17 protein-coding genes are annotated in these 18944 nt (G+C 67.3%); 6 read left to right on the top strand and 11 right to left on the bottom strand.

What is annotated here, in order from left to right; translation table 11 throughout:
* The first annotated feature begins 7 nt into the window (after window positions 1–7).
* The 3 genes from paaC to paaE are packed head-to-tail and all read left to right on the top strand — an operon-like array spanning window position 8 to window position 2453.
* Window positions 8–790, top strand: a complete 783-nt coding sequence (gene paaC / locus AC57B5_RS17955) for a 1,2-phenylacetyl-CoA epoxidase subunit PaaC (protein WP_017406894.1) — start codon at window positions 8–10, stop codon at window positions 788–790.
* Window positions 790–1359: a 1,2-phenylacetyl-CoA epoxidase subunit PaaD gene (gene paaD, locus AC57B5_RS17950; RefSeq protein WP_071954092.1), complete on the top strand. Its 570-nt coding sequence runs from the start codon at window positions 790–792 to the stop codon at window positions 1357–1359. Before paaC ends, paaD begins: the two co-directional genes overlap by 1 nt.
* On the top strand, window positions 1356–2453 hold the full coding sequence (paaE, locus tag AC57B5_RS17945; RefSeq protein ID WP_013804628.1) for a 1,2-phenylacetyl-CoA epoxidase subunit PaaE: 1098 nt from the start codon (window positions 1356–1358) through the stop codon (window positions 2451–2453). The genes paaD and paaE overlap by 4 nt, the downstream gene beginning before the upstream one ends.
* Before the next feature lie 33 nt (window positions 2454–2486).
* On the opposite strand, the gene AC57B5_RS17940 is transcribed toward paaE, so the two are convergent.
* The 7 genes from AC57B5_RS17940 to AC57B5_RS17910 all read right to left on the bottom strand — a co-directional run bounded on the left by AC57B5_RS17940 (window position 2487) and on the right by AC57B5_RS17910 (window position 9375).
* Entirely contained in the window at window positions 2487–3179 is a 693-nt protein-coding gene (locus tag AC57B5_RS17940) for a hypothetical protein (RefSeq protein WP_016449342.1), read from the bottom strand.
* A gap of 2 nt (window positions 3180–3181) precedes the next feature.
* The gene (locus AC57B5_RS17935; protein WP_496400039.1) at window positions 3182–3490 is read right to left on the bottom strand and encodes a hypothetical protein; all 309 of its coding nucleotides are present in this window, start codon (window positions 3488–3490) and stop codon (window positions 3182–3184) included.
* Window positions 3491–3886: 396 nt separating this feature from the next.
* Window positions 3887–5341 carry a SulP family inorganic anion transporter gene (locus AC57B5_RS17930; protein WP_496400038.1) on the bottom strand — a complete coding sequence of 485 codons (1455 nt, stop codon included), beginning with the start codon at window positions 5339–5341 and terminating at the stop codon, window positions 3887–3889.
* 349 nt (window positions 5342–5690) lie between these two features.
* Window positions 5691–6944 carry a type II toxin-antitoxin system HipA family toxin gene (locus AC57B5_RS17925; RefSeq protein WP_496400037.1) on the bottom strand — a complete coding sequence of 418 codons (1254 nt, stop codon included), beginning with the start codon at window positions 6942–6944 and terminating at the stop codon, window positions 5691–5693.
* Window positions 6928–7248 (bottom strand): helix-turn-helix transcriptional regulator, encoded by a 321-nt coding sequence (locus AC57B5_RS17920; RefSeq protein ID WP_496400036.1) that lies wholly within the window; start codon window positions 7246–7248, stop codon window positions 6928–6930. The genes AC57B5_RS17925 and AC57B5_RS17920 overlap by 17 nt, the downstream gene beginning before the upstream one ends.
* Window positions 7249–7472: 224 nt before the next feature.
* A complete protein-coding gene (ssb, locus tag AC57B5_RS17915; RefSeq protein ID WP_088165774.1) occupies window positions 7473–8039 on the bottom strand; it encodes a single-stranded DNA-binding protein in 567 nt (188 codons plus the stop codon).
* Window positions 8040–8199: 160 nt separating this feature from the next.
* Complete coding sequence (locus AC57B5_RS17910; RefSeq protein ID WP_496400121.1) at window positions 8200–9375, bottom strand: MFS transporter; 1176 nt, start codon at window positions 9373–9375, stop codon at window positions 8200–8202.
* A 273-nt stretch (window positions 9376–9648) separates the two neighbouring features.
* Here AC57B5_RS17910 and uvrA point away from each other — a divergent pair, with 273 nt between their 5' ends.
* Window positions 9649–12762, top strand: coding sequence for an excinuclease ABC subunit UvrA (gene uvrA, locus AC57B5_RS17905; protein WP_496400035.1), 3114 nt, complete (start codon window positions 9649–9651; stop codon window positions 12760–12762).
* 8 nt (window positions 12763–12770) lie between these two features.
* Window positions 12771–13925 carry an NAD(P)/FAD-dependent oxidoreductase gene (locus AC57B5_RS17900; RefSeq protein ID WP_496400034.1) on the top strand — a complete coding sequence of 385 codons (1155 nt, stop codon included), beginning with the start codon at window positions 12771–12773 and terminating at the stop codon, window positions 13923–13925.
* Between the two features lie 21 nt (window positions 13926–13946).
* On the opposite strand, the gene AC57B5_RS17895 is transcribed toward AC57B5_RS17900, so the two are convergent.
* The 4 genes from AC57B5_RS17895 to pyrF form a co-directional block, all read right to left on the bottom strand.
* The gene (locus AC57B5_RS17895) at window positions 13947–14924 is read right to left on the bottom strand and encodes a M14 family metallopeptidase (RefSeq protein WP_496400033.1); all 978 of its coding nucleotides are present in this window, start codon (window positions 14922–14924) and stop codon (window positions 13947–13949) included.
* 150 nt (window positions 14925–15074) lie between these two features.
* Window positions 15075–16058: a Bug family tripartite tricarboxylate transporter substrate binding protein gene (locus AC57B5_RS17890; protein WP_496400032.1), complete on the bottom strand. Its 984-nt coding sequence runs from the start codon at window positions 16056–16058 to the stop codon at window positions 15075–15077.
* Window positions 16059–16214: 156 nt separating this feature from the next.
* Window positions 16215–17120 (bottom strand): LysR family transcriptional regulator, encoded by a 906-nt coding sequence (locus tag AC57B5_RS17885; RefSeq protein WP_012202755.1) that lies wholly within the window; start codon window positions 17118–17120, stop codon window positions 16215–16217.
* Between the two features lie 20 nt (window positions 17121–17140).
* Window positions 17141–17968, bottom strand: coding sequence for an orotidine-5'-phosphate decarboxylase (pyrF, locus tag AC57B5_RS17880; RefSeq protein WP_012202756.1), 828 nt, complete (start codon window positions 17966–17968; stop codon window positions 17141–17143).
* 88 nt (window positions 17969–18056) lie between these two features.
* Here pyrF and AC57B5_RS17875 point away from each other — a divergent pair, with 88 nt between their 5' ends.
* Window positions 18057–18938 (top strand): DMT family transporter, encoded by an 882-nt coding sequence (locus tag AC57B5_RS17875; RefSeq protein ID WP_034389732.1) that lies wholly within the window; start codon window positions 18057–18059, stop codon window positions 18936–18938.
* Window positions 18939–18944: the final 6 nt, after the last annotated feature.

Below are 18944 nucleotides of genomic sequence, written 5' to 3'. Positions count from 1 at the left end.
TGCTGCCATGAACGCCTCCGCCTCCTCCATCGCCATCGACGCCCGGCCCGACGTGCAGTACCTGCTGCGCCTGGGCGATACCTGCCTGATCCTGGCCCAGCGCCTGGGCCAGTGGTGCGGCCACGCGCCCATCCTCGAAGAGGACATCGCCATGACCAACATGGCGCTGGACCTGGTCGGCCAGGCACGAGCCCTGCTGACCCGCGCCGGCCAGCTTGAAGGCCGCGCGCACGATGAGGACCAGCTGGCCTTCCTGCGCGACGAACGCGACTACTTCAACGCCACGCTGGCCGAGCTGCCGCGCGGCGACTTCGCCTTCACCGTGCTGCGCAACGCCATGGCCGCCACCTGGCTGCGCCTGATGTGGGAGCGTCTGGTGCACTCCAGCGACGCCGAGCTGGCCGCCATCGCCGCCAAGGCGCTCAAGGAGGCGCGCTACCACGAGCAGCACGCGGGCGACTGGGTGGTGCGCCTGGGCGACGGCACCGAGGAATCGCGCCAGCGTATGGAAGCTGCGCTGGCCCAGCTGTGGCGCTATGCGGCCGAGCTGTTCACCGACGACGCCACGGACGCTGCCGCACGTGCCAGCGGCCTGGGCCCGGCCTGGTCCGAGCTGCGCGAACCCTGGCAGGCCGAAATGGCCGCCCTGCTGCAGGAGGCCACGCTGGACATGCCGGCCGAATCCGCCTTCCGCAGCACGGGCCGCAACGGCGTGCACAGCGAGCACATGGGCTTCATCCTGGCCGAGATGCAGCACCTGCAGCGCGCCTATCCCGGTGGGGTGTGGTGATGGCTGCCGCACGGCTTGTGGCCGTCACATCCGCCTTGGCCGAGCGCGAGCGCCTGGCCTGGGCCGCGCTGCAGGACGTGCCCGACCCCGAGGTGCCCGTGATCTCGGTCTGCGAGCTGGGCATCGTGCGCGAGGTCCATGCCCTGCCCGAAGGCCAGGGCATGGAGATCGTGCTCACGCCCACCTACTCGGGCTGCCCCGCCACGGAGGTCATCGAGCGCAGCGTGCTCGAGGCCATCGAGGCCGCGGGCCTGGGGCCCGCGCGCGCCGTGCTGCGCCGCGCCCCCGCCTGGACCACGGACTGGATCAGCGACGACGGCCGGCGCAAGCTGCGCGAGTACGGCATCGCGCCCCCCGGGCGCTGCGGCGACTCCGGCCTGCCGGAGGGCACTTCGCCCATTCGCCTGGTGCGCCGCCGCCAGGGCATTGCCGTGCCCGAGCCCGTTGCCTGCCCGCACTGCGGCAGCGTGCACACCGAGCGGCTTTCGGCCTTCGGCGCCACGGCCTGCAAGGCCCTGCACCGCTGCCTGGACTGCCGCGAACCCTTCGAACACTTCAAGCCGATATGACCACGACCACGATGTTCCACCCGCTGCGCGTGCGCAGCATTGCGCCCGACACGGCCGAGGCCGTGGTCGTCTCCTTCGACGTGCCCCCCGCGCTGCGCGAGGTCTTCGGCTTCACCCAGGGCCAGTACCTGACGCTGCGCCACCAGATCGACGGCCAGGACCTGCGCCGCAGCTACTCCATCTGCGCGGGCGTGGATGACGGCGAGCTGCGCGTGGGCGTGCGCAAGGTGCGCGGCGGCCAGTTCTCCAACTGGATCAACGAGCATCTGCGCCCCGGTGACACGCTGCAGGTCATGGCGCCCCAGGGCCGCTTCTTCGTGCCCATCGAGCCCGGGGCCGCGCGCCACCATGTGGGCATCGCCGGCGGCAGCGGCATCACGCCCATCCTGTCCATCATGAAGACCGTGCTGGCGCGCGAGCCCGCCAGTCGCTTCACGCTGATCTACGGCAACCGCCAGCTGCAGTCCACCATGTTCAAGGAGGAGATCGAGGACCTCAAGAACCGCTACATGTCGCGGCTGTCGCTGCAGCATGTGTTCTCGGACGAGCACACCGACCTGCCGCTGAACATGGGCGTGATGGACCGCAGCAAGATCGCCGAATTCCTGCAGGGCGTGGTGCCGGCCGCGCACATCGACCATGTCTACATCTGCGGACCCTTCCAGATGAACGACGAGGCCGAGGCCGCCCTGCTGGCCGCCGGCGTGGCCGAGGAACGCATCCACATCGAGCGCTTCGGCGTGGCCCTGCCGGCCGCAGGCCAGGGCACGGTGGGCGCCGTGGTGCACGAGGCCCAGCCTGGCGACGCCGCCACCGCCCGCATCACCCTGGTGCGCGACGGCCTCTCGCGCGAAATCCCCTTCACGCGCGGCCAGGCCAGCATCCTCGACGCGGCCTCCTCGGCCGGGCTGGAAGTGCCCTATTCCTGCACCTCGGGCGTCTGCGGCACCTGCCGCGCCAAGGTGGTCGAAGGCGAGGTGCGCATGGAGCGCAACTTCGCCCTCGACAAGAACGAAGTCGCCTGCGGCTTCGTGCTGACCTGCCAGGCGCATCCGCTGACCGAGCGCGTGGTGCTGTCGTTCGATGAGCGGTGAGGGCGCCTGCGTTCTGGCACAGGGCAGGAAGACTCAGGGAAACAGTGTCGAAAGCATGTGCTTTGGCACTGGCAGCCCATCAGATGCTTCGATGAAGTGCAGACCCTTGGATGCGGGCTGTATGGACTGAAACGCGGAAGGAAAGCGCGGCAGCTGCACATGGTGCTTGCTCTTGCATTCCTCGCAGGCGTGGAACTGCGGCTGGAAGACTTTGTTTTTATGGCTTCCCACGGGACCGTTGGCGTCCCAGACGGCCAGCGATGCCTCGGTGGAAACCGGCTTGCACAGGTTCTTCCAGTCCAGTGCCCCGTGCACGACCATGTAGAAGCCAATCAGGTTGGAAACGAGGTCTTCCTGGCTGAATCCACTGTCTGTGAGGAGCGACATGGATGCCTGCAGGCTCTCGAAGCCCATGGAAACCTCCATGAATATGGCCAGGGCCACGGAGCGCTTCGCTGAAAGAGACAGGCCTTTCTTGACGAGATAGAACTTGGCAAATTCCTGGGTCAGGCCAAAGCGGCCCATGGATTGCTTGTATTGAATCAGATGGCTATCGGAGTGACCGGGAATCCCGATGCCGCGCTCATGCAGTATGTCTTTCCAGAGATAGGCCGCACTGGCGTAGCGATTGCGATGGCTCTCGACCGATTGGAGGTGGCCCAGGTCAATCCATCCGCAGTTGCAGGTATAGATGAGTCTTCGAGGTATGTGGGATCTGCTGGACATGTTCAGTCGTAATGGGTGAGCGTGACCTTGCACAGCCCTGTTGCGATTGCCTGGGTGACCGCCAGTACGGCAACTTCGCCGGCCGATGACGCGTATTGCGCGTATTGGACAAGGTGCTCTCCCTCGGGAACAAACGATGCGGCGGCATTTTCGGCATCGATGGATCTCTGGTGGAAATCCTTCTGGCGCAGGTAGCTGGTGATGGCCGCAGTGGCCTCGGTGATGTCCTTGGCGCTGGTCTCGAAAGTCATCTCGGACTGCGGGGGCTTGTTGCCATCACCGACGGAGCCGAAGTAGGTGGGCTGCGCCATCGTCCCTGTCGCTGGCGCATTGCGTATCAGGGAAGAGATGCCTACGTAATATCTGAGCGATCCCCGCTCAGGCGAGTAGTCCTCTTGGGAGATGAGAAACCCATACACGGCCAACCAGGATGCGGATGCGGCAAAGACCAAGAGGACAAGGCCCAAGATAACGGATCTGAGTCGCATGGAAGAGGTGGGACGGGTTTGGGGAGGTGACAGCGGTCCAGATCCTAAATGAGCGGGCTGAAATCTTTATTTCAAAAGAGTAACTCTTTGAAATAGAGAATTTTCTGAATGACCCATTCGATATTTGACGGATTTCTCTTTGCGAAAGAGCAGACCGCGTCTGCCTCAGGAAAGCCAGCGGTCTGCCAGCGCAGGGAAACCATGCCCGGGGCAGGTTTCCTACTCGATGCCGATATCCAGCCGCGACACCAATGCCCGGCCGTGTTCGTTCAGGCCCGTCACCTCGACCGTGCTGCCGTGCTTGCGCAGGCGCTGGCAGACCTTGTCCAGCGCATTGACGGCCGTGATGTCCCAGAGATGCGCGTTGGTCAGTTCGATGCGTACCGGCCGGCCTTCGATGTCCCGCACGTCGAAGGCATCGACCAGCTGGTCGGCCGAGGCAAAGAAGACCTGGCCCGATACGCGGTAGGTCAGGCCTGCGCCGTCCTGCGTCTTCTCGACGGACAGCAGCCTTGAGACCTTGAAGGTGAAGAACACCCCGCTGAGCAGCACGCCGACGCCCACGCCGGCGGCCAGGTTGTCCGTGGCCACGGTGACCACCACGGTGGCCAGCATGACGGCGCTGGACAGCTTGGGATGCCTGAGCAGGGCGCGGGCCGATCCCCAGTCCAGCGTGGAGGCCGACACCATTACCATGATGGCCACCAGCGCCGCCACCGGCACCTGGGACACCCAGGGCTTGAGCAGCACCATCAGGATGAGCAGGAAGGCGCCCGCGAACAGCGTGGACAGCCGGCCGCGGCCGCCGTAGCGCACATTGCCCACGGTCTGGCCGATCATGGCGCAGCCGGCAATGCCGCCGAACAGGCTGGCCGCGATGTTGGCCACGCCGATGCCGCTGCACTCGCGGTTCTTGGAGCTGGGCGTGTCCGTGAGTTCATCGACCACGCTGGCCGTCATCATGGACTCCAGTAATCCCACCATGGCGATCGCCAGCGCGGGCAGGGCGATCAGGCGCAGCGTCTCCAGCGACCAAGGCACCTGCGGCAGCCCGAAGCTGGGCAGGCCGTCCGGCAGCAGGCCCAGGTCGGCGACCGTCTTCAATGGCAGGTCCAGCCAATGCGCCGCCACCGTCAGCACCACGATGCAGACCAGGGGCGAGGGCACGGCCGTTGTCAGCCGGGGCAGGCCGTAGATGATCAGCAGGCCGGCGCCCACCATGGCCCAGGTGGCGGCATTGGCGCCGATCAGGTGCGGCATCTGGGCCGAGAAGATCAGGATGGCCAGCGCATTGACGAAGCCCGTGCGCACCGAGCCGGACACATAGCGCATCAGCACGCCCAGGCGCAGCAGGCCGAACAGGATCTGCACGGCCCCCGCAAGAATGCCGGCCGCAAAAAGATACTGCACGCCATGCGCATGCACCAGCGGAGCGGCCACCAGGGCGACCGAGCCCGCAGCCGCCGACACCATGGCCGGGCGCGCGCCCGTGAAGGCGATGACGATGCTGATGATGAAGGAGGCGAACAGCCCGACGGCCGGATCGACCCCGGCCACGAAGGAGAAGGCGATGACCTCGGGGATCAGCGCAAAGGTGGCCACGGCGCCGGCCATGAGCTCGCGCGGAATGCTGGGCGCCCACTCGGCGCGAAAGGGATGGGGGTGTTTCGACATGGAAATGGCCAGCCCCGCCGCGCTGGATGTGACAGGGCGGGGCAGGATTTTGTAGACGGGAATGAACATGCCGGGCGTCGGGCGATGCCAGAAACCTGGCGGCTTGTACGGTTCGACCGTGCTACGGCGGCGCCAGGCGGGTGCAGCCCGAGCGCCGGCTCTGCGAGCCGCGCGCGATGCGGGCCAGCGTAAAGCTGTGAAGGCGCGCGGCATCGCGGCTGCGCGCTTGGCGAGCCTCGGGTTGACGGTGCCGGTGGACTGAAATCACGGGCGCGATTGTACGAGGGGGTGGGTGTTCGGGGGGGCGGGAAGCGCCGCTCCGATCATGAAGGCGCCATGGATGCGGCGCCTATGATGTGGCCGCTTTGATATTCTCTTGCAGAATTCTCGAGATATTCTGTTCTGTTTGCCTGCGGATGGCGCCATCGTATTCCTGCACTCGTGCAGAGAATAAAGATGCCTCCTGTGCAACTCTCGAAATGATTTCCATTGTCTCTTTTTTGCTGACTCCAGCTTCCTTGCCGAGCTGGTGCAGATGCGCCAATCGAATAATGGATGCCTCGCCTGCTACGTCCATTTGATGGTAGCCGCCCGGCCCTCTATTGAAGGTTATGTCATAAACCGGGGCAAGCTTCCAATGACCATCCTTTCCCATCCTGAAGGAGAAATTCTTTCCGTGGTCATCCCGATTGTTGAAAATCACGTTGAACACAGCGCGTTCAAAGGCTTTTTTCACTTCCCTTGAATCTCTGGTGAGGAATCGTGTTGCCTGCATCAAGGTGATATAGCCGATGGAACCGGCAACCCGGAAATCAGCGCCAACAAATGCAGCCAAGGTGTGGACAGGAACGCGGTACTTGCCTTCTCTGTCGAAGCGTTTGATGCCAAAGGCAGACAGCCCCTGTCCCAGATCCAAGCTCACGGTAGGCGGCGCCTCAAGCCCGCATGCACTGGCAGACTTGACGTAGAGGTCCTCAATGGCACAAACCTCGGAGTGTTCATTCATTGCGGGAAATTTCACCAGCCAAGGTTCAGCGCCCTCCATGGGTACGGTGCTCGCGCGATGCGTCTCGCTATTCAGATAGACCAGCGCCTTGGGCCGAGCCCCATGAGGCGAACCACCCACCAGGGCAAGTTGCGCGAGCAGAGCTGTGTCCTTGTCCTCAAGCACTTGTTGCACTTCTTGTGCAAGCATTGCCATAGGAATATCTGCTTGAGGCTGTTTCATGAAACTATCAGCAGGTGCAAATGTCATTGCACCTAGTGCGCTGTCGCCGACATATGCCAATCGATCCAGCGCAGATAACCGAGCAGGATCCAAACCACGCTTTTGGAATAGTTTGTCCATCAGGAGCAAACCCCATCCATCCGGCAAGGAATCGTAGACTGGGCCTGGCAGACCTAATTGGTGTCTTGGTAGAGATTTGGAGAAATCGCGTCCCTTTACAAGCGGGAAAAGGTAGGGCGATAGCTCCAGTCCCTTGGAAAAAGCCTCGTCGGTATATTCAAAAATAATGCTGCTTCTGGCGTCGGCTGCACCCAGGGTAGCCCAATGGAATTTGTCGCCCCAGCCTTCGTAGTAGACATTAATCTTCTGAACCATGTGAAGCTTTCGGGGAACGCACCCGCTGAGGAAGAGTTGAAATCCTTTCAAGCTCTTCAATCGTGCGTGGTTGATAAAGAAACAGCTCTTCAAGCTGAATGGCAAGGCCCAGCACCTGTACAACGGCAATCACGGTCTCGAATGAGACGTTCTTGCCTGCCTCCATGTTGACGATGGTGGCCTTGGATACGCCTACACGGCTAGCCAGTTCCGCCTGAGTGAACTTTTGGGCGATGCGATGCTTGCGCAGCCGTAACGATAGCTCTGCCGCGATTTGTGAGGAAGAGTAAAGTCCAAGAGTCATTATTTTTATCTTTAAATATTAGATACTCATTCAAAGATAAATATTTTATTCTTTATACAGAAGGCGATCAAGGTCTGGCTGGCTGGCTTGCACAGCTGCGGCACATCCGCTGGGGTCTGGGCCTCGGTTCGCTTCAGCGGGGTCAGCATTCGACAGGCAAAGAAAAAGCCCGCCTCTCCGAAGAGCAGGCGGGCCCGAATCAACAAAAACAATCCTCGTCGGATTTAGAACGGAATGTCGTCATCCATGTCGTCAAAGCCCGAGGCCGCGCGCTGGGGCGGGGGGGCCATGGGCGCGGGAGCGGGGCGCTGGGGAGGGGCCTGGCGCGGTGCGGGCGCTGCCATGGGGGCAGGGGCCGGGCGGCGCTGCTGCTGCTGGGGAGGGGCGTCGTAGCCGCTGTCGCCGTAGCCTTCATCGCCGTAGCCGCCGCCTTGCTGGCCACCGCCGCCGCCCTGGCGGCTGCCCAGCATCTGCATGCTGTCGGCACGGATTTCGGTGGCGTAGCGTTCCTGGCCGCTGGCCTGGTCGGTCCACTTGCGGGTGCGCAGGCTGCCTTCAACATAGACTTGGCTGCCCTTGCGCAGGTACTGGCCCACGATTTCGGCCAGGCGGCCGTTGAAGACCACGCGGTGCCACTCGGTGGCTTCCTTGTTCTCGCCGGTGTTCTTGTCGCGCCAGCGGTCGGTGGTGGCGATGGTCACGTTGGCCACCTGATCGCCACTCGGGAAGGTGCGCATTTCGGGGTCGCGTCCGAGGTTGCCGACGATGATGACTTTGTTGACGGATGCCATGAGTGAAATACCTTTACAGAGAGAAGTGGCCCGGGCATAGAAGGATGGATCCCGGGCCAGACGCGCCATTGTGCCGCAAGCCGTCCGCCGATGGCAGGGGGCGGGTATCCCGTGGCAACCGCCTGTGGCGGCGGCTTGTAACCGTCTGAAAATCCGCCGTTCAGCCGTGGCGGCCCACGGGGCGCAGCGGCCAGGTGACGACCAGCCACAGCACGGCCAGGACGCTCGTCAGGGTGAACAGGCCCGGCATGCCGGCCCATTTGGCGACGGCGCCGCCCAGCGCGCCGCCTGCGAACAGGCCCAGCGATTGCAGCGTGTTGTAGGCGCCCAGCGCCGCGCCGCGCAGCGGGGCCGGGGCCATGCGCGATACCAGGCTGGGCTGGGTGGCCTCCAGCGCGTTGAAGCCGCAGAAGAACACGAACATCAGCACGGCCATGGCCCACAGCGGCGGCTGCGCGCCGCCGGCCGCCAGCAGGCCCAGGCCGATCTGCACGAGGGTGATCAGGGCGATGGCGCCCAGCAGGGCCGCGCGCAGGCACCCGCGCCGCTCCATGGCGAACAGGCCGCCCATGGCGGCGAAGGACAGCACCACGGCCGGCAGGTAGACATGCCAGTGCGCCTGCTTGTCCAGGCCCGCCTGCACCAGCATGGCGGGCACGGCCACCCACATGGACATCTGCACGGTGTGCAGCACGAAGACGCCCAGGTTCAGGCGCACCAGATCGCCGTGGCGCCACAGCTCGGCCATGCGGCCGCGCGGCTGGTCAGCGTGGCGCGCGGGCTCGGGCGGGACGACCCAGAGCACGACGGCAATGCCCGCCAGCGCCAGGGCGCAGGTCAGGCCGAAGATGCCGGGCAGCCCGCCCCAGGCCGCCAGCAGGGGACTGAGCACCAGGGCCAGCGCGAACATGAGGCCGATGCTGCCGCCCACCATGGCCATGGCCTTGGTGCGCACGCTGTCGCGCGTGAGGTCGGCCAGCAGCGCGGTCACGGCGGCCGAGACGGCGCCCGCGCCCTGCAGGCCCCGGCCCCACATCAGGCCCAGCAGCGAGTCGGCCGTGGCCGCCAGCAGGCTGCCCGCGGCAAAGACCAACAGCCCGGCGACGATGACGCGCTTGCGCCCGAACCGGTCCGAAGCCAGGCCCAGGGGCAGCTGGAACACGGCCTGGGTGAGCCCGTACAGGCCCATGGCCAGGCCGATCATGGCCGGATCGTCACCGCCCGGGTATTTGCGCGCCTCCAGCGCGAACACCGGCAGCACCAGGAACAGGCCCAGCATGCGCAGCGCAAAGATCAGCGCCAGGCTGGCGCTGGATCGGCGTTCCTGCGGGGTCATGCGGCCCGATGCGGCCGAGGAGGGGGCTGGCGCCTGGGCGCCGTGGACGGGTGTGGGGGAATCGAGCACGGGGTGCACTGTTGTGGGGGCAAGCAATCCGCCATTCTCGCCCATAGGCCGGCGCTGCGGGGTGGCTGGGTTATGCAAGCCAGTGCAAGACAGTTTTGTGAATGGGCGCCGCAGAAGGCCCTGCCGCCCCGCAGACCGAGCCGCCATGCGGTGGCACGGGTTCTGACCTATCATGGCGGGTTCGCCTTCGCAGGGGTTTTCCCGATGCCTGGTTCCCATACGATTTCCGAAGACGGCGGCCTGGACCGGGCCGCCGACTCCCGCTCCCAGCCCGACGGCCGCTACCTTGGCCTGGCGCTGGCGCAGTCACGCATCGCCATCCGCGGTGCGCGCACGCACAACCTCAAGAACATCGACCTGGACATTCCGCGCAACCGCCTGGTGGTGATCACCGGGCTGTCGGGCTCGGGCAAGTCCAGCCTGGCCTTCGACACGCTGTATGCCGAGGGCCAGCGCCGCTATGTGGAGAGCCTGTCGGCCTATGCGCGCCAGTTCCTGGGGCGGCTGGACAAGCCCGATGTGGACCTGATCGAGGGCCTGTCGCCCGCCATCAGCATCGAGCAGAAGGCCACCAGCCACAACCCGCGCTCCACCGTGGGCACGGTGACCGAGATCAACGACTACCTGCGCCTGCTGTTCGCACGCGCCGGCACGCCCTACTGCCCCGACCACAACCTGCCGCTGCAGTCCCAGACCATCAGCCAGATGGTGGATGCGGCCCTGGCCCTGCCCGAGGACACGCGCCTCATGGTGCTGGGGCCGCTGGCGCGCAACAAGAAGGGCGAGTTCGCCGAGCTGTTCGCGCAGATGCAGGCCCAGGGCTATGTTCGCTTTCGCATCGACGGCAAGATCCACGAGTCCCATTCCCTGCCCGCGCTGGAGAAGAACGAGCGCCACGACATCGACGTGGTGATCGACCGCCTCAAGGTGCGCGCCGACGCCCAGCAGCGCCTGGCCGAAAGCTTCGAGGCCGCCCTGCGCGCGGGTGGCGCCGACGCCGGCGGCCGCGTGATCGCCCTGGAGATGGACAGCGGCAAGGAGCACCTCTTCAGCGCCAAGTTCGCCTGCCCGCTGTGCAGCTATTCGCTGCCCGAGCTGGAGCCGCGCCTGTTCTCGTTCAACTCGCCCATGGGCGCCTGCCCGGGCTGCGACGGCCTGGGCTGCACGGAGTCCTTCGACCCCGAGCGCGTGGTCGCCTTCCCCACGCTGAGTCTGGCCAGCGGTGCCGTCAAGGGCTGGGACCGGCGCAACGGCTACTACTTCTCCATGCTGGAGAGCGTGGCGCGCCACTACGGCACCGATGTGGAGCTGCCCTTCGAGGAGCTGCCCGAGAAGGTACGCCATGTGGTGCTCTGGGGCTCGGGCGAGGAGGAAATGCCCTTCAGCTACGTCTTCGACAGCGGCGCGCGCAAGGGCGAGTCCATGGTCAAGAGCCATCCCTTCGAGGGCATCATTCCCAACATCACGCGGCGCTGGCGCGAGACCGAGTCCAGCGTGGTGCGCGATGATCTGGCGCGGCTGCGCAGCGTCGCCGTCTGCCCCGACTGCGGCGGCACGCGGCTGCGCCGCGAGGCGCGCTTCGTGCGCATCGGCGAGGGCGAGCAGGCCCGCGCCATCTACGAGGTGGGCCACGCCACGCTGGCCGAGGCCCATGCCTGGTGCGCGTCCCTGCAGCTGTCGGGCGCCAAGGCCGAGATCGCGGGCAAGGTGGTGCGCGAGATCGCCTCGCGCCTGCTGTTCCTCAACGACGTCGGCCTGAGCTACCTGAGCCTGGAGCGCGGCGCGGACACCCTGTCCGGCGGCGAGGCCCAGCGCATCCGCCTGGCCAGCCAGATCGGCAGCGGCCTGACGGGCGTGATGTATGTGCTGGACGAGCCCAGCATCGGATTGCACCAGCGCGACAACGACAAGCTCATCGGCACGCTGCAGCACCTGCGCGACATCGGCAACAGCGTCATCGTGGTCGAGCACGACGAGGACATGATGCGCGCGGCCGACCAGATCATCGACCTGGGGCCCGGCGCGGGCGTGCATGGCGGCCGCGTCATGGCCCAGGGCAGCTACGAAGAGGTGCGCGCCAACCCCGATTCACCCACGGGCCGCTACCTGGCGGGCACCCAGCACATCGAAGTGCCTGCGCGGCGCACGCCCTGGCAACCCGTGCTGGAGGCAACGGCCGAGGGCGAGGCCCGGCCAGCGGCCAAGGGCTTCCCGGCCCGCACCCAGCAGCCCCCCGCCAATCCCGACAACGCAACCGCGCCCGGCGCGCCGCAACTGCAGGCCCTGCGCGTGGTGGGCGCACGCGGCCACAACCTCAAGGGCGTGACGGCGGACTTTCCCGTGGGCCTGCTGACCTGCGTGACCGGCGTCTCGGGCTCGGGCAAGAGCACCCTGGTCAACGACACGCTCTATACCGAGGCGGCGCGCCAGATCCACCGTGCCGGCGGCGAGGCCGCGCCGCACGACGACATCATCGGCATGGGCCATTTCGACAAGGTCATCAATGTGGACCAGTCGCCCATAGGCCGCACGCCGCGCAGCAACCCGGCCACCTACACGGGCCTGTTCACGCCCATCCGCGACCTGATGGCCGAGACCAACACCGCCAAGGAGCGCGGCTACGGCCCCGGGCGCTTCTCGTTCAACGTGGCCGGCGGCCGCTGCGAGGCCTGCCAGGGCGATGGCGTGGTCAAGGTGGAGATGCACTTCCTGCCCGACGTCTACGTGCCCTGCGACATCTGCAACGGCCAGCGCTACAACCGCGAGACGCTGGAGGTGCAGTGGAAGGGCCGCAACATCTCCCAGATCCTGGAGATGACGGTGGAGGACGCCCATGCCTTCTTTAAGGACGTGCCCACCATCGCCCGCAAGCTGCAGACCCTGCTGGACGTGGGCCTGTCCTATATCCGGCTGGGCCAGAGCGCGACCACGCTGTCGGGCGGCGAGGCGCAGCGCGTCAAGCTGGCCCAGGAACTGTCCAAGCGCGACACGGGGCGCACGCTCTACATCCTGGACGAGCCCACGACGGGCCTGCACTTCGCCGACATCGCCCTGCTGCTCAAGGTGCTGCAGCAGCTGCGCGATGCGGGCAACACCATCGTGGTCATCGAGCACAACCTGGACGTGATCAAGACGGCCGACTGGATCATCGACATGGGCCCCGAAGGCGGCTCGGGCGGCGGCCAGGTGGTGGCCACGGGCACGCCCGAGGACGTGGCCGCCAACCCGGCCAGCCACACGGGGCGCTATCTGCGGCCCTATCTGGAGGCAGCGGCGGCTCCCGCGCAGGCCAAGCCAGGCCGCAAGAACGCAAAGTGAGGCCGGCCATGGACAGCAGCATCCGTGATTTCGTGGTGGTGGGCGCGGGCATGGCCGGTGCCTCGGTGGCCTGGCAGCTGGCGCGCGATGGCGGCGCCTCGGTGCTGGTGCTGGAGCGCGAATCCCAGCCCGGCTACCACAGCACGGGCCGCTCGGCCGCGCTGTATGAGGAGCACTATGGCCCGCTGCAGGTCCAGGCGCTGACGCGCGCCAGCCGCGCCTTCTACGAGCAGCCGCCGCAAGGCTTTGTGCAGGCGCCCATCCTGGCGCCGCGCGGCGTGCTCTATGTGGGCACGGCCGCGCAGAAGGACCTGCTCGATGCTGCCCATGCCGAGGCGCTCCTGCACTCGCCCCAGGCGCGGCGCCTGGGCCCCGATGAACTCAAGGCCCTGGTGCCCTGCCTGAATACCGCGCTGCTGGTCGATGGCTTTGCGGACGACGGCGCGCGCGACATCGACGTGCACGGCCTGCACCAGGGATTCCTGCGCGGCCTGCGCCAGTGCGGCGGCGAGCTGCGCTGCGGCGCCGAGGTCCGCGCGCTGGCGCAGGACGGCGGTGTCTGGACCGTGGACCTGGCCGACGGCAGCCAGGTGCGTGCGCGCTGCGTGGTCAACGCGGCCGGCGCCTGGGCCGATGCGCTGGGCGCGCTGGCGGGCGCCGCGCCCATAGGCCTGGTGCCCAAGCGGCGCAGTGCCTTCACCTTTGCCGTACCCGAAGGCATGGATGCCGCGCACTGGCCCGCGGTGATCAGCGCCGACGAGGGCTTTTACTTCAAGCCCGATGCAGGCCAGCTGCTGGGCTCGCCCGCCAACGCCGACCCCGTGGCGCCGCAGGACGTGGCGCCCGAGGAACTGGACGTGGCCACGGGCATCTGGCGCATCGAGGAAGTGACCACGCTGCAGATCCGCCGGCCCTCCCACACCTGGGCCGGTCTGCGCAGCTTCGTGGCCGACGGCGAGATGGCCATTGGCTGGGATGCCTCGCCTGCGCCGCTGCCGGGCTTTTTCTGGGTGGCCGCCCAGGGCGGCTACGGCATACAGAGCGCCTTCGGCTACAGCCTGCTGGCGCGCAACCTGCTGCGCGGCGAGCCGCTGGATGCGCGTCTGGCCGCGCAGGGCGTGCAGCCTGAACGGCTGTCGCCCGCGCGCTGCCAGCGCGGCTGAGGTTCGGCTGAAGCGTGCCGCTCAGAGCGGCGAGCGCCTGGCGAAGCGCACCACGGTCACGCCCGCACGCGCCTGGCGCACCGAGGGCATGACCAGCACGCAGTCGCCATAGGGCGTGATCACCGGCTCGCCATCGTTGTCGCCGATCACCGTGCCGGCCTTCTCGAAGCGCTCCAGCCCCGTGAACGGCGCCGTGAAGCGAAAGCCGCTGCTCTTGGCCACCACGGGCGCCGTGACTTCCAGCGCCCACTGGGCCGGTGCGCCGGCCTGCTTCCAGCCGGGCAGGGCGGCGTGCAGCGCGCCGTTGTCGAAGATGGCGGCCACTTCGAGGAAACGCAGGCATTGGTCGTGCGCCACGTCGCGGCTGGCCAGATCGCCGTGGAAGCCGCATTCGATCAGCAGCGAGCGCGAGTCGCCGGCCTCGGCGTCGGGCAGGCCGAAGCGCCCGTAGTCGCGCAGCCGCGTGCCGTCCTTGTGGCCGGCATCCACGACGATGTTCGCCGGCGCGCCCATCTGGCGTGCCAGATCGCGGTTGCGCGGCTGCATGCCGGTCAGCAGCAGCGGGGCCGAGGGCTCGTGCATGGAATGCAGGTCCAGCAGCCAGTCGGCCTGCTGCACGAAGGGGCGCAGCGCGGCGGCGCGGCGGCGCTCGCGGGTGCTTCCCTCGTCGATGCGTGCGTCTATCCACTGGCGGTTCATGTCCTCGTCCACGAAGCGCGAGGCATCGTGGCTGGCCGCGTCGAAGCGGTCGAAGGCATCGAGGTTGGCCAGCACCAGGGTCAGGCGGCCATTGTCCAGCGCCAGACCGTTGTTCAGGGCCTGAAGCAGCCCGGAAACGGCCCAGGCGCCGCAGATCTCGTTGCCGTGCACCAGCGCGGAAATCATCACGTGGCGGCCCGGGCGTCCCGAGTCGAATTGCCACACGCCCTCGGTACCGGTATTGCCCGCGCGCCAGGCGCTCAGGTCGGGCAGGGGAAGGTCAAATCGCAAAGTTTCCATCACTCACTCCGTGGTCTACAACCCTGATGCAATGCGCACTGCCTTTGGAACTGGCGTGACCCAGGCGAGGGACAGCGAGCAAGGGCCGCCCCGCAGCGAGGCTGTCGTCCCCCTTCAAGGGGGAAGGCGCGAAGCGACTCAGGGGGTTATTTAGTTCTCAATATGGGCAAATTGGACGATCTTGGTGTACTTGGCGATCTCGGCGTTGATGTACTTGCCGGCATCCGTCTTGGGATCGGCCACCACCGAGCCAGCCTCTTCCATCTTCTTGCGGAACTCGGGCGAGGCCATGGTCTCGTCCAGCGCCTTCTTGACCTTGGCGGCCACGGGTGCGGGCAGGCCCTTGGGCGCCATCAGCGCGAACCAGACGTTGATGTCCACGTTCTTGTACTGGGGCAGCTCGGACAGGGCCGGGATGTCGGGCGTGATGGCCGAGCGCTTGGCCTCCGTCGTGCCCAGGGCGATGACCTTGCCCGCGCGGATCTGGGGCAGGCCCGAGGACAGCACGAACATGCCGAACTCGATGTTGTTGCCCACCAGGTCCGTGGTCAGGGGCGCCACGCCGCGGTAGGGAATGTGGGTCATGTGCAGCTTGCCCTGCTCCTTGATCATTTCACCGGCCAGGTGCAGTGCCGTGCCCACGCCCGAGCTGCCGTAGCTGAACTTGCCCGGGTTCTTGGCCACCAGGGCGCTGAACTCGGCGGCGGTCTTGACGCCGGCCTTCTGCGAGGCCACCAGCACCATGGGCTGGGAGCCGATCATGCCGATGGGCGTGAAGTCGCCGATGGAGTACTTGATGCTCTTGTTGATCAGCCGTGCGATGGCCAGCTCGTTGTTGGCGCCCACGAACAGCGTGTAGCCGTCGGGCGTGGCCTTGACGGCCTTTTGCGCGCCGATGGCGCCGCCTGCGCCGCCCAGGTTCTCCACCACCACGGGCTGGCCCAGGCGCGAGGCCAGGCCATCGGCCACGAAGCGGCCCACCAGGTCGGTGCTGCCGCCGGCGGGGTAGCCCACGATCATGGTGATGGCGCGGTTGGGGTAGCTGGCGGTGTCGTCGGCCAAGGCGCTGCCGGTGGCGGCGATCAGCAGGCCGCAGGCCAGGGCGGTGCGGCGCAGGAGGGAGTTGCTGGGCATGGGGTTATTCCTGAAATGTATGAGATTGATTGTGCGAAGGACTACCCAGGCATTTGGTGCTGATTCGGCACGAGGTGGAGCCATTGCAGCACCAAAACCCGCTTGTTCCACAGCGCGGTGCGGGTTTGCACCAGGAGGGCGCATGCATGCACCCCATCAGGCGCCCGTGATGTCGCTCCAGAACTGCTCGGCCGCGGGTCCCAGGTGGCGCTTGGGACGGTACAGGCGCACGTCGAAGTGCACTTCCAGGCCCGGGTCGCCGGCCACGGCCAGACGGCCGGCCTGGCAGTCGCCGCGCACCATGGACCACGGCATCCAGGCCAGGCCCAGGCCGCGCAGCACGTATTCGTAGTGGGCATCGGCCGAGTCGCAGTCCACGCAGCGGCGCAGGCGCGGCGCCAGCGGATGCCGGGCCAGGTGGTCTTCCACCAGGCGGCCCAGGGCCATGCTGTGCGAGAAGGCCAGGTAGGGCACGGGAGCGACGGGCTGGTGGCTGGCCGACAGCTCGTACAGCGGGCGGCCCTGGGCATCGGCGCGGGCCACGGGCACCAGCCTGTCCTGCATCACCGTCAGGTAGCTGAACTGGCGGCCGTCCAGGCGCACGCCAATGGCGGCGTGGTGGTAGACCAGCGTGAAGCTGACTTCGCCGCGCTGCAGCATGGCCACGGTCTCGTCCAGCGTGCGTGTGACCACGCGCAGCTCGGCCGTCTGCAGCACGCTGCCGTGGCGCGTCAGCCAGTCGGCCACGATGGTGCGCGCCAGCGTGCGCCCCGTGGCCAGGGTGATCACGCGGGCCTGGCGCCCGGCCACGGCCTGCAGCTCATCGTGCGACTGGGCCAGCGTGCGCACCAGTTGCTCGGCCGTGTCGCGGAAGGCTTCACCGGCCGGCGTCAGCCGCACGGGGCCGCCGCCGGGCTCGACCAGGGGCGTGCCGGCCCAGGCCTCCAGCGCGCGGATGCGCCGCCCGAAGGCCGGATGGGTGACATGGCGCAGCTCGGCCGCGCGCGTGAAGCTGCGCTCCTGGGCCAGCAGCAGGAAGTCTTCCAGCCATTTGCCTTGCATGGCCGGGCTTCCCTGCCGTCTCAGGCGGCGGCTGCGTCTTGCAGCGTCTGGCGCGTGGCCTGGGCGGCGGTGCGCGCGGCGGCAGCGAAGTCGTCGCCCTGCGATGCATAGAGCACCGCACGCGAGGAATTGATGATGATGGGGCCGCCGCCGATGCGCGCCGCCTTGACCGTGGCCACCGCATCGCCCCCCTGGGCGCCCACGCCGGGAATCAGCAGCGGCAGCGAGGGCGCGAATTCACGCACGCGCTCGATTTCCTGCGGGCGCGTGGCGCCCACCACCAGGCCGAGCTGGCCGTTGGTGTTCCAGGGGCCTTGCGCCAGGCGCGCCACATGCTCGAACAGGTGGGGCTGGCCCGGCAGGTCGGCCAGGCGCTGGGCCTGCAGGTCGTCGCCGCCGGGGTTGGAGGTGCGGCACAGCAGGAAGGCGCCCTTGCCCTCGTACTGCAGGTAGGGCGTGATGGAGTCGAAGCCCATGAAGGGCGACAGGGTCACGGCGTCGGCGCCGTAGCGCTCGAAGGCTTCCTTGGCGTATTGCTCGGCCGTGGAGCCGATGTCGCCGCGCTTGGCGTCCAGGATGATGGGCACATGGGGCGCGACGGCGCGCATGTGGGCCATGAGCTTTTCCAGCTGGTCTTCGGCGCGGTGGGCCGCGAAGTAGGCGATCTGGGGCTTGAAGGAGTTCACCAGGTCGGCCGTGGCGTCGACGATGGCGGCGCAGAAGTCGTAGATTTTGCTTGCATCGCCGCGCATGGCCGCAGGAAAGCGGCTGGGTTCGGGGTCCAGGCCCACGCACAGCATGGATTGGTTCTGGGCGGTGGCATTGCGCAGCATGTCGAGAAAGGTCATGGGGCGCGATTTTAGCGATCGGCCCTTCCCGGGGCCTGTCGCCGGGCATCCAGCGGGCCTGGCGGCCCGCGGGCACAATCGGCGGCCTATGCCTGCCTTCACCGCCCGACAAATCCTTTTGCTGATCGCGCTGACCCTGATCTGGGGCATCAACTGGCCGGTGATGAAGCTGGGCGTGCAGCATTTCCCGCCGCTGAGTTTCCGCATGGCCTCGATGTGGGTGGGGCTGCCCATCCTGGCGGCCTTCGTGGTCTGGCGCCGCCTGCCGCTGGCCGTGCCGCGCGCCTATTGGCCCCGGCTGGCGCAGCTGACGCTGTTCAACATGGTGCTGTGGAACAGCCTGATCATCATTGCCATCCCCATGCTCTCCAGCGGGCGGGCGGCCATCCTGGGCTACACCATGCCCATCTTCTCGGCCGTGCTGGGCAGCCTGTTCTTCCATGACCGGCTGGCGCCGCGTGCCTGGGCGGGTGTTGCGGCGGCCTTGGCGGGCGTGCTCCTGCTGCTGTGGCACGAGGTCGGCGCCCTGGGCAGCCGCCCCATCGGCGTGGGCCTGATGCTGGCCGCCGCGCTGAGCTGGGCCTTCGGCACGCAGAAGCTGCGCCGCGCCGAGGTGCCCGTGCCCCTGCTGACGATGACGCTGTGGATGGTGGCGCTGACCGCGCTGACGCTCACGGTGCTGGCCTTCGTCTTCGAGCGCCACCTGTGGCACTGGCCCGACGCCCAGGCCACGGGCGCCATCGTCTTCAACGGCGTGCTGGTGCTGGGCTTTGGCCAGACGGTCTGGTTCTTCCTGGCGCGCAGCCTGCCGCCCGTGGCGTCCACGCTGAGCGTGATGATGATCCCCGTGCTGGGCGTGTTCAGCGGCGCCTGGTGGCTGGGCGAGGTGCTGCACTGGCAGGACTGGACGGCCGTGGCGCTGATGGTGGTGGCCATCGCCTCGGTGCTGTGGCCGGCGCGCGGCCGCTGAGGGCAA

It is taken from the genome of Delftia sp. BGA-UO-ETr-SB1, assembly GCF_059567865.1.
The sequence above is the reverse complement of the archived record's forward strand: the minus strand, read 5'-3'. Positions and strand labels throughout refer to the sequence as shown.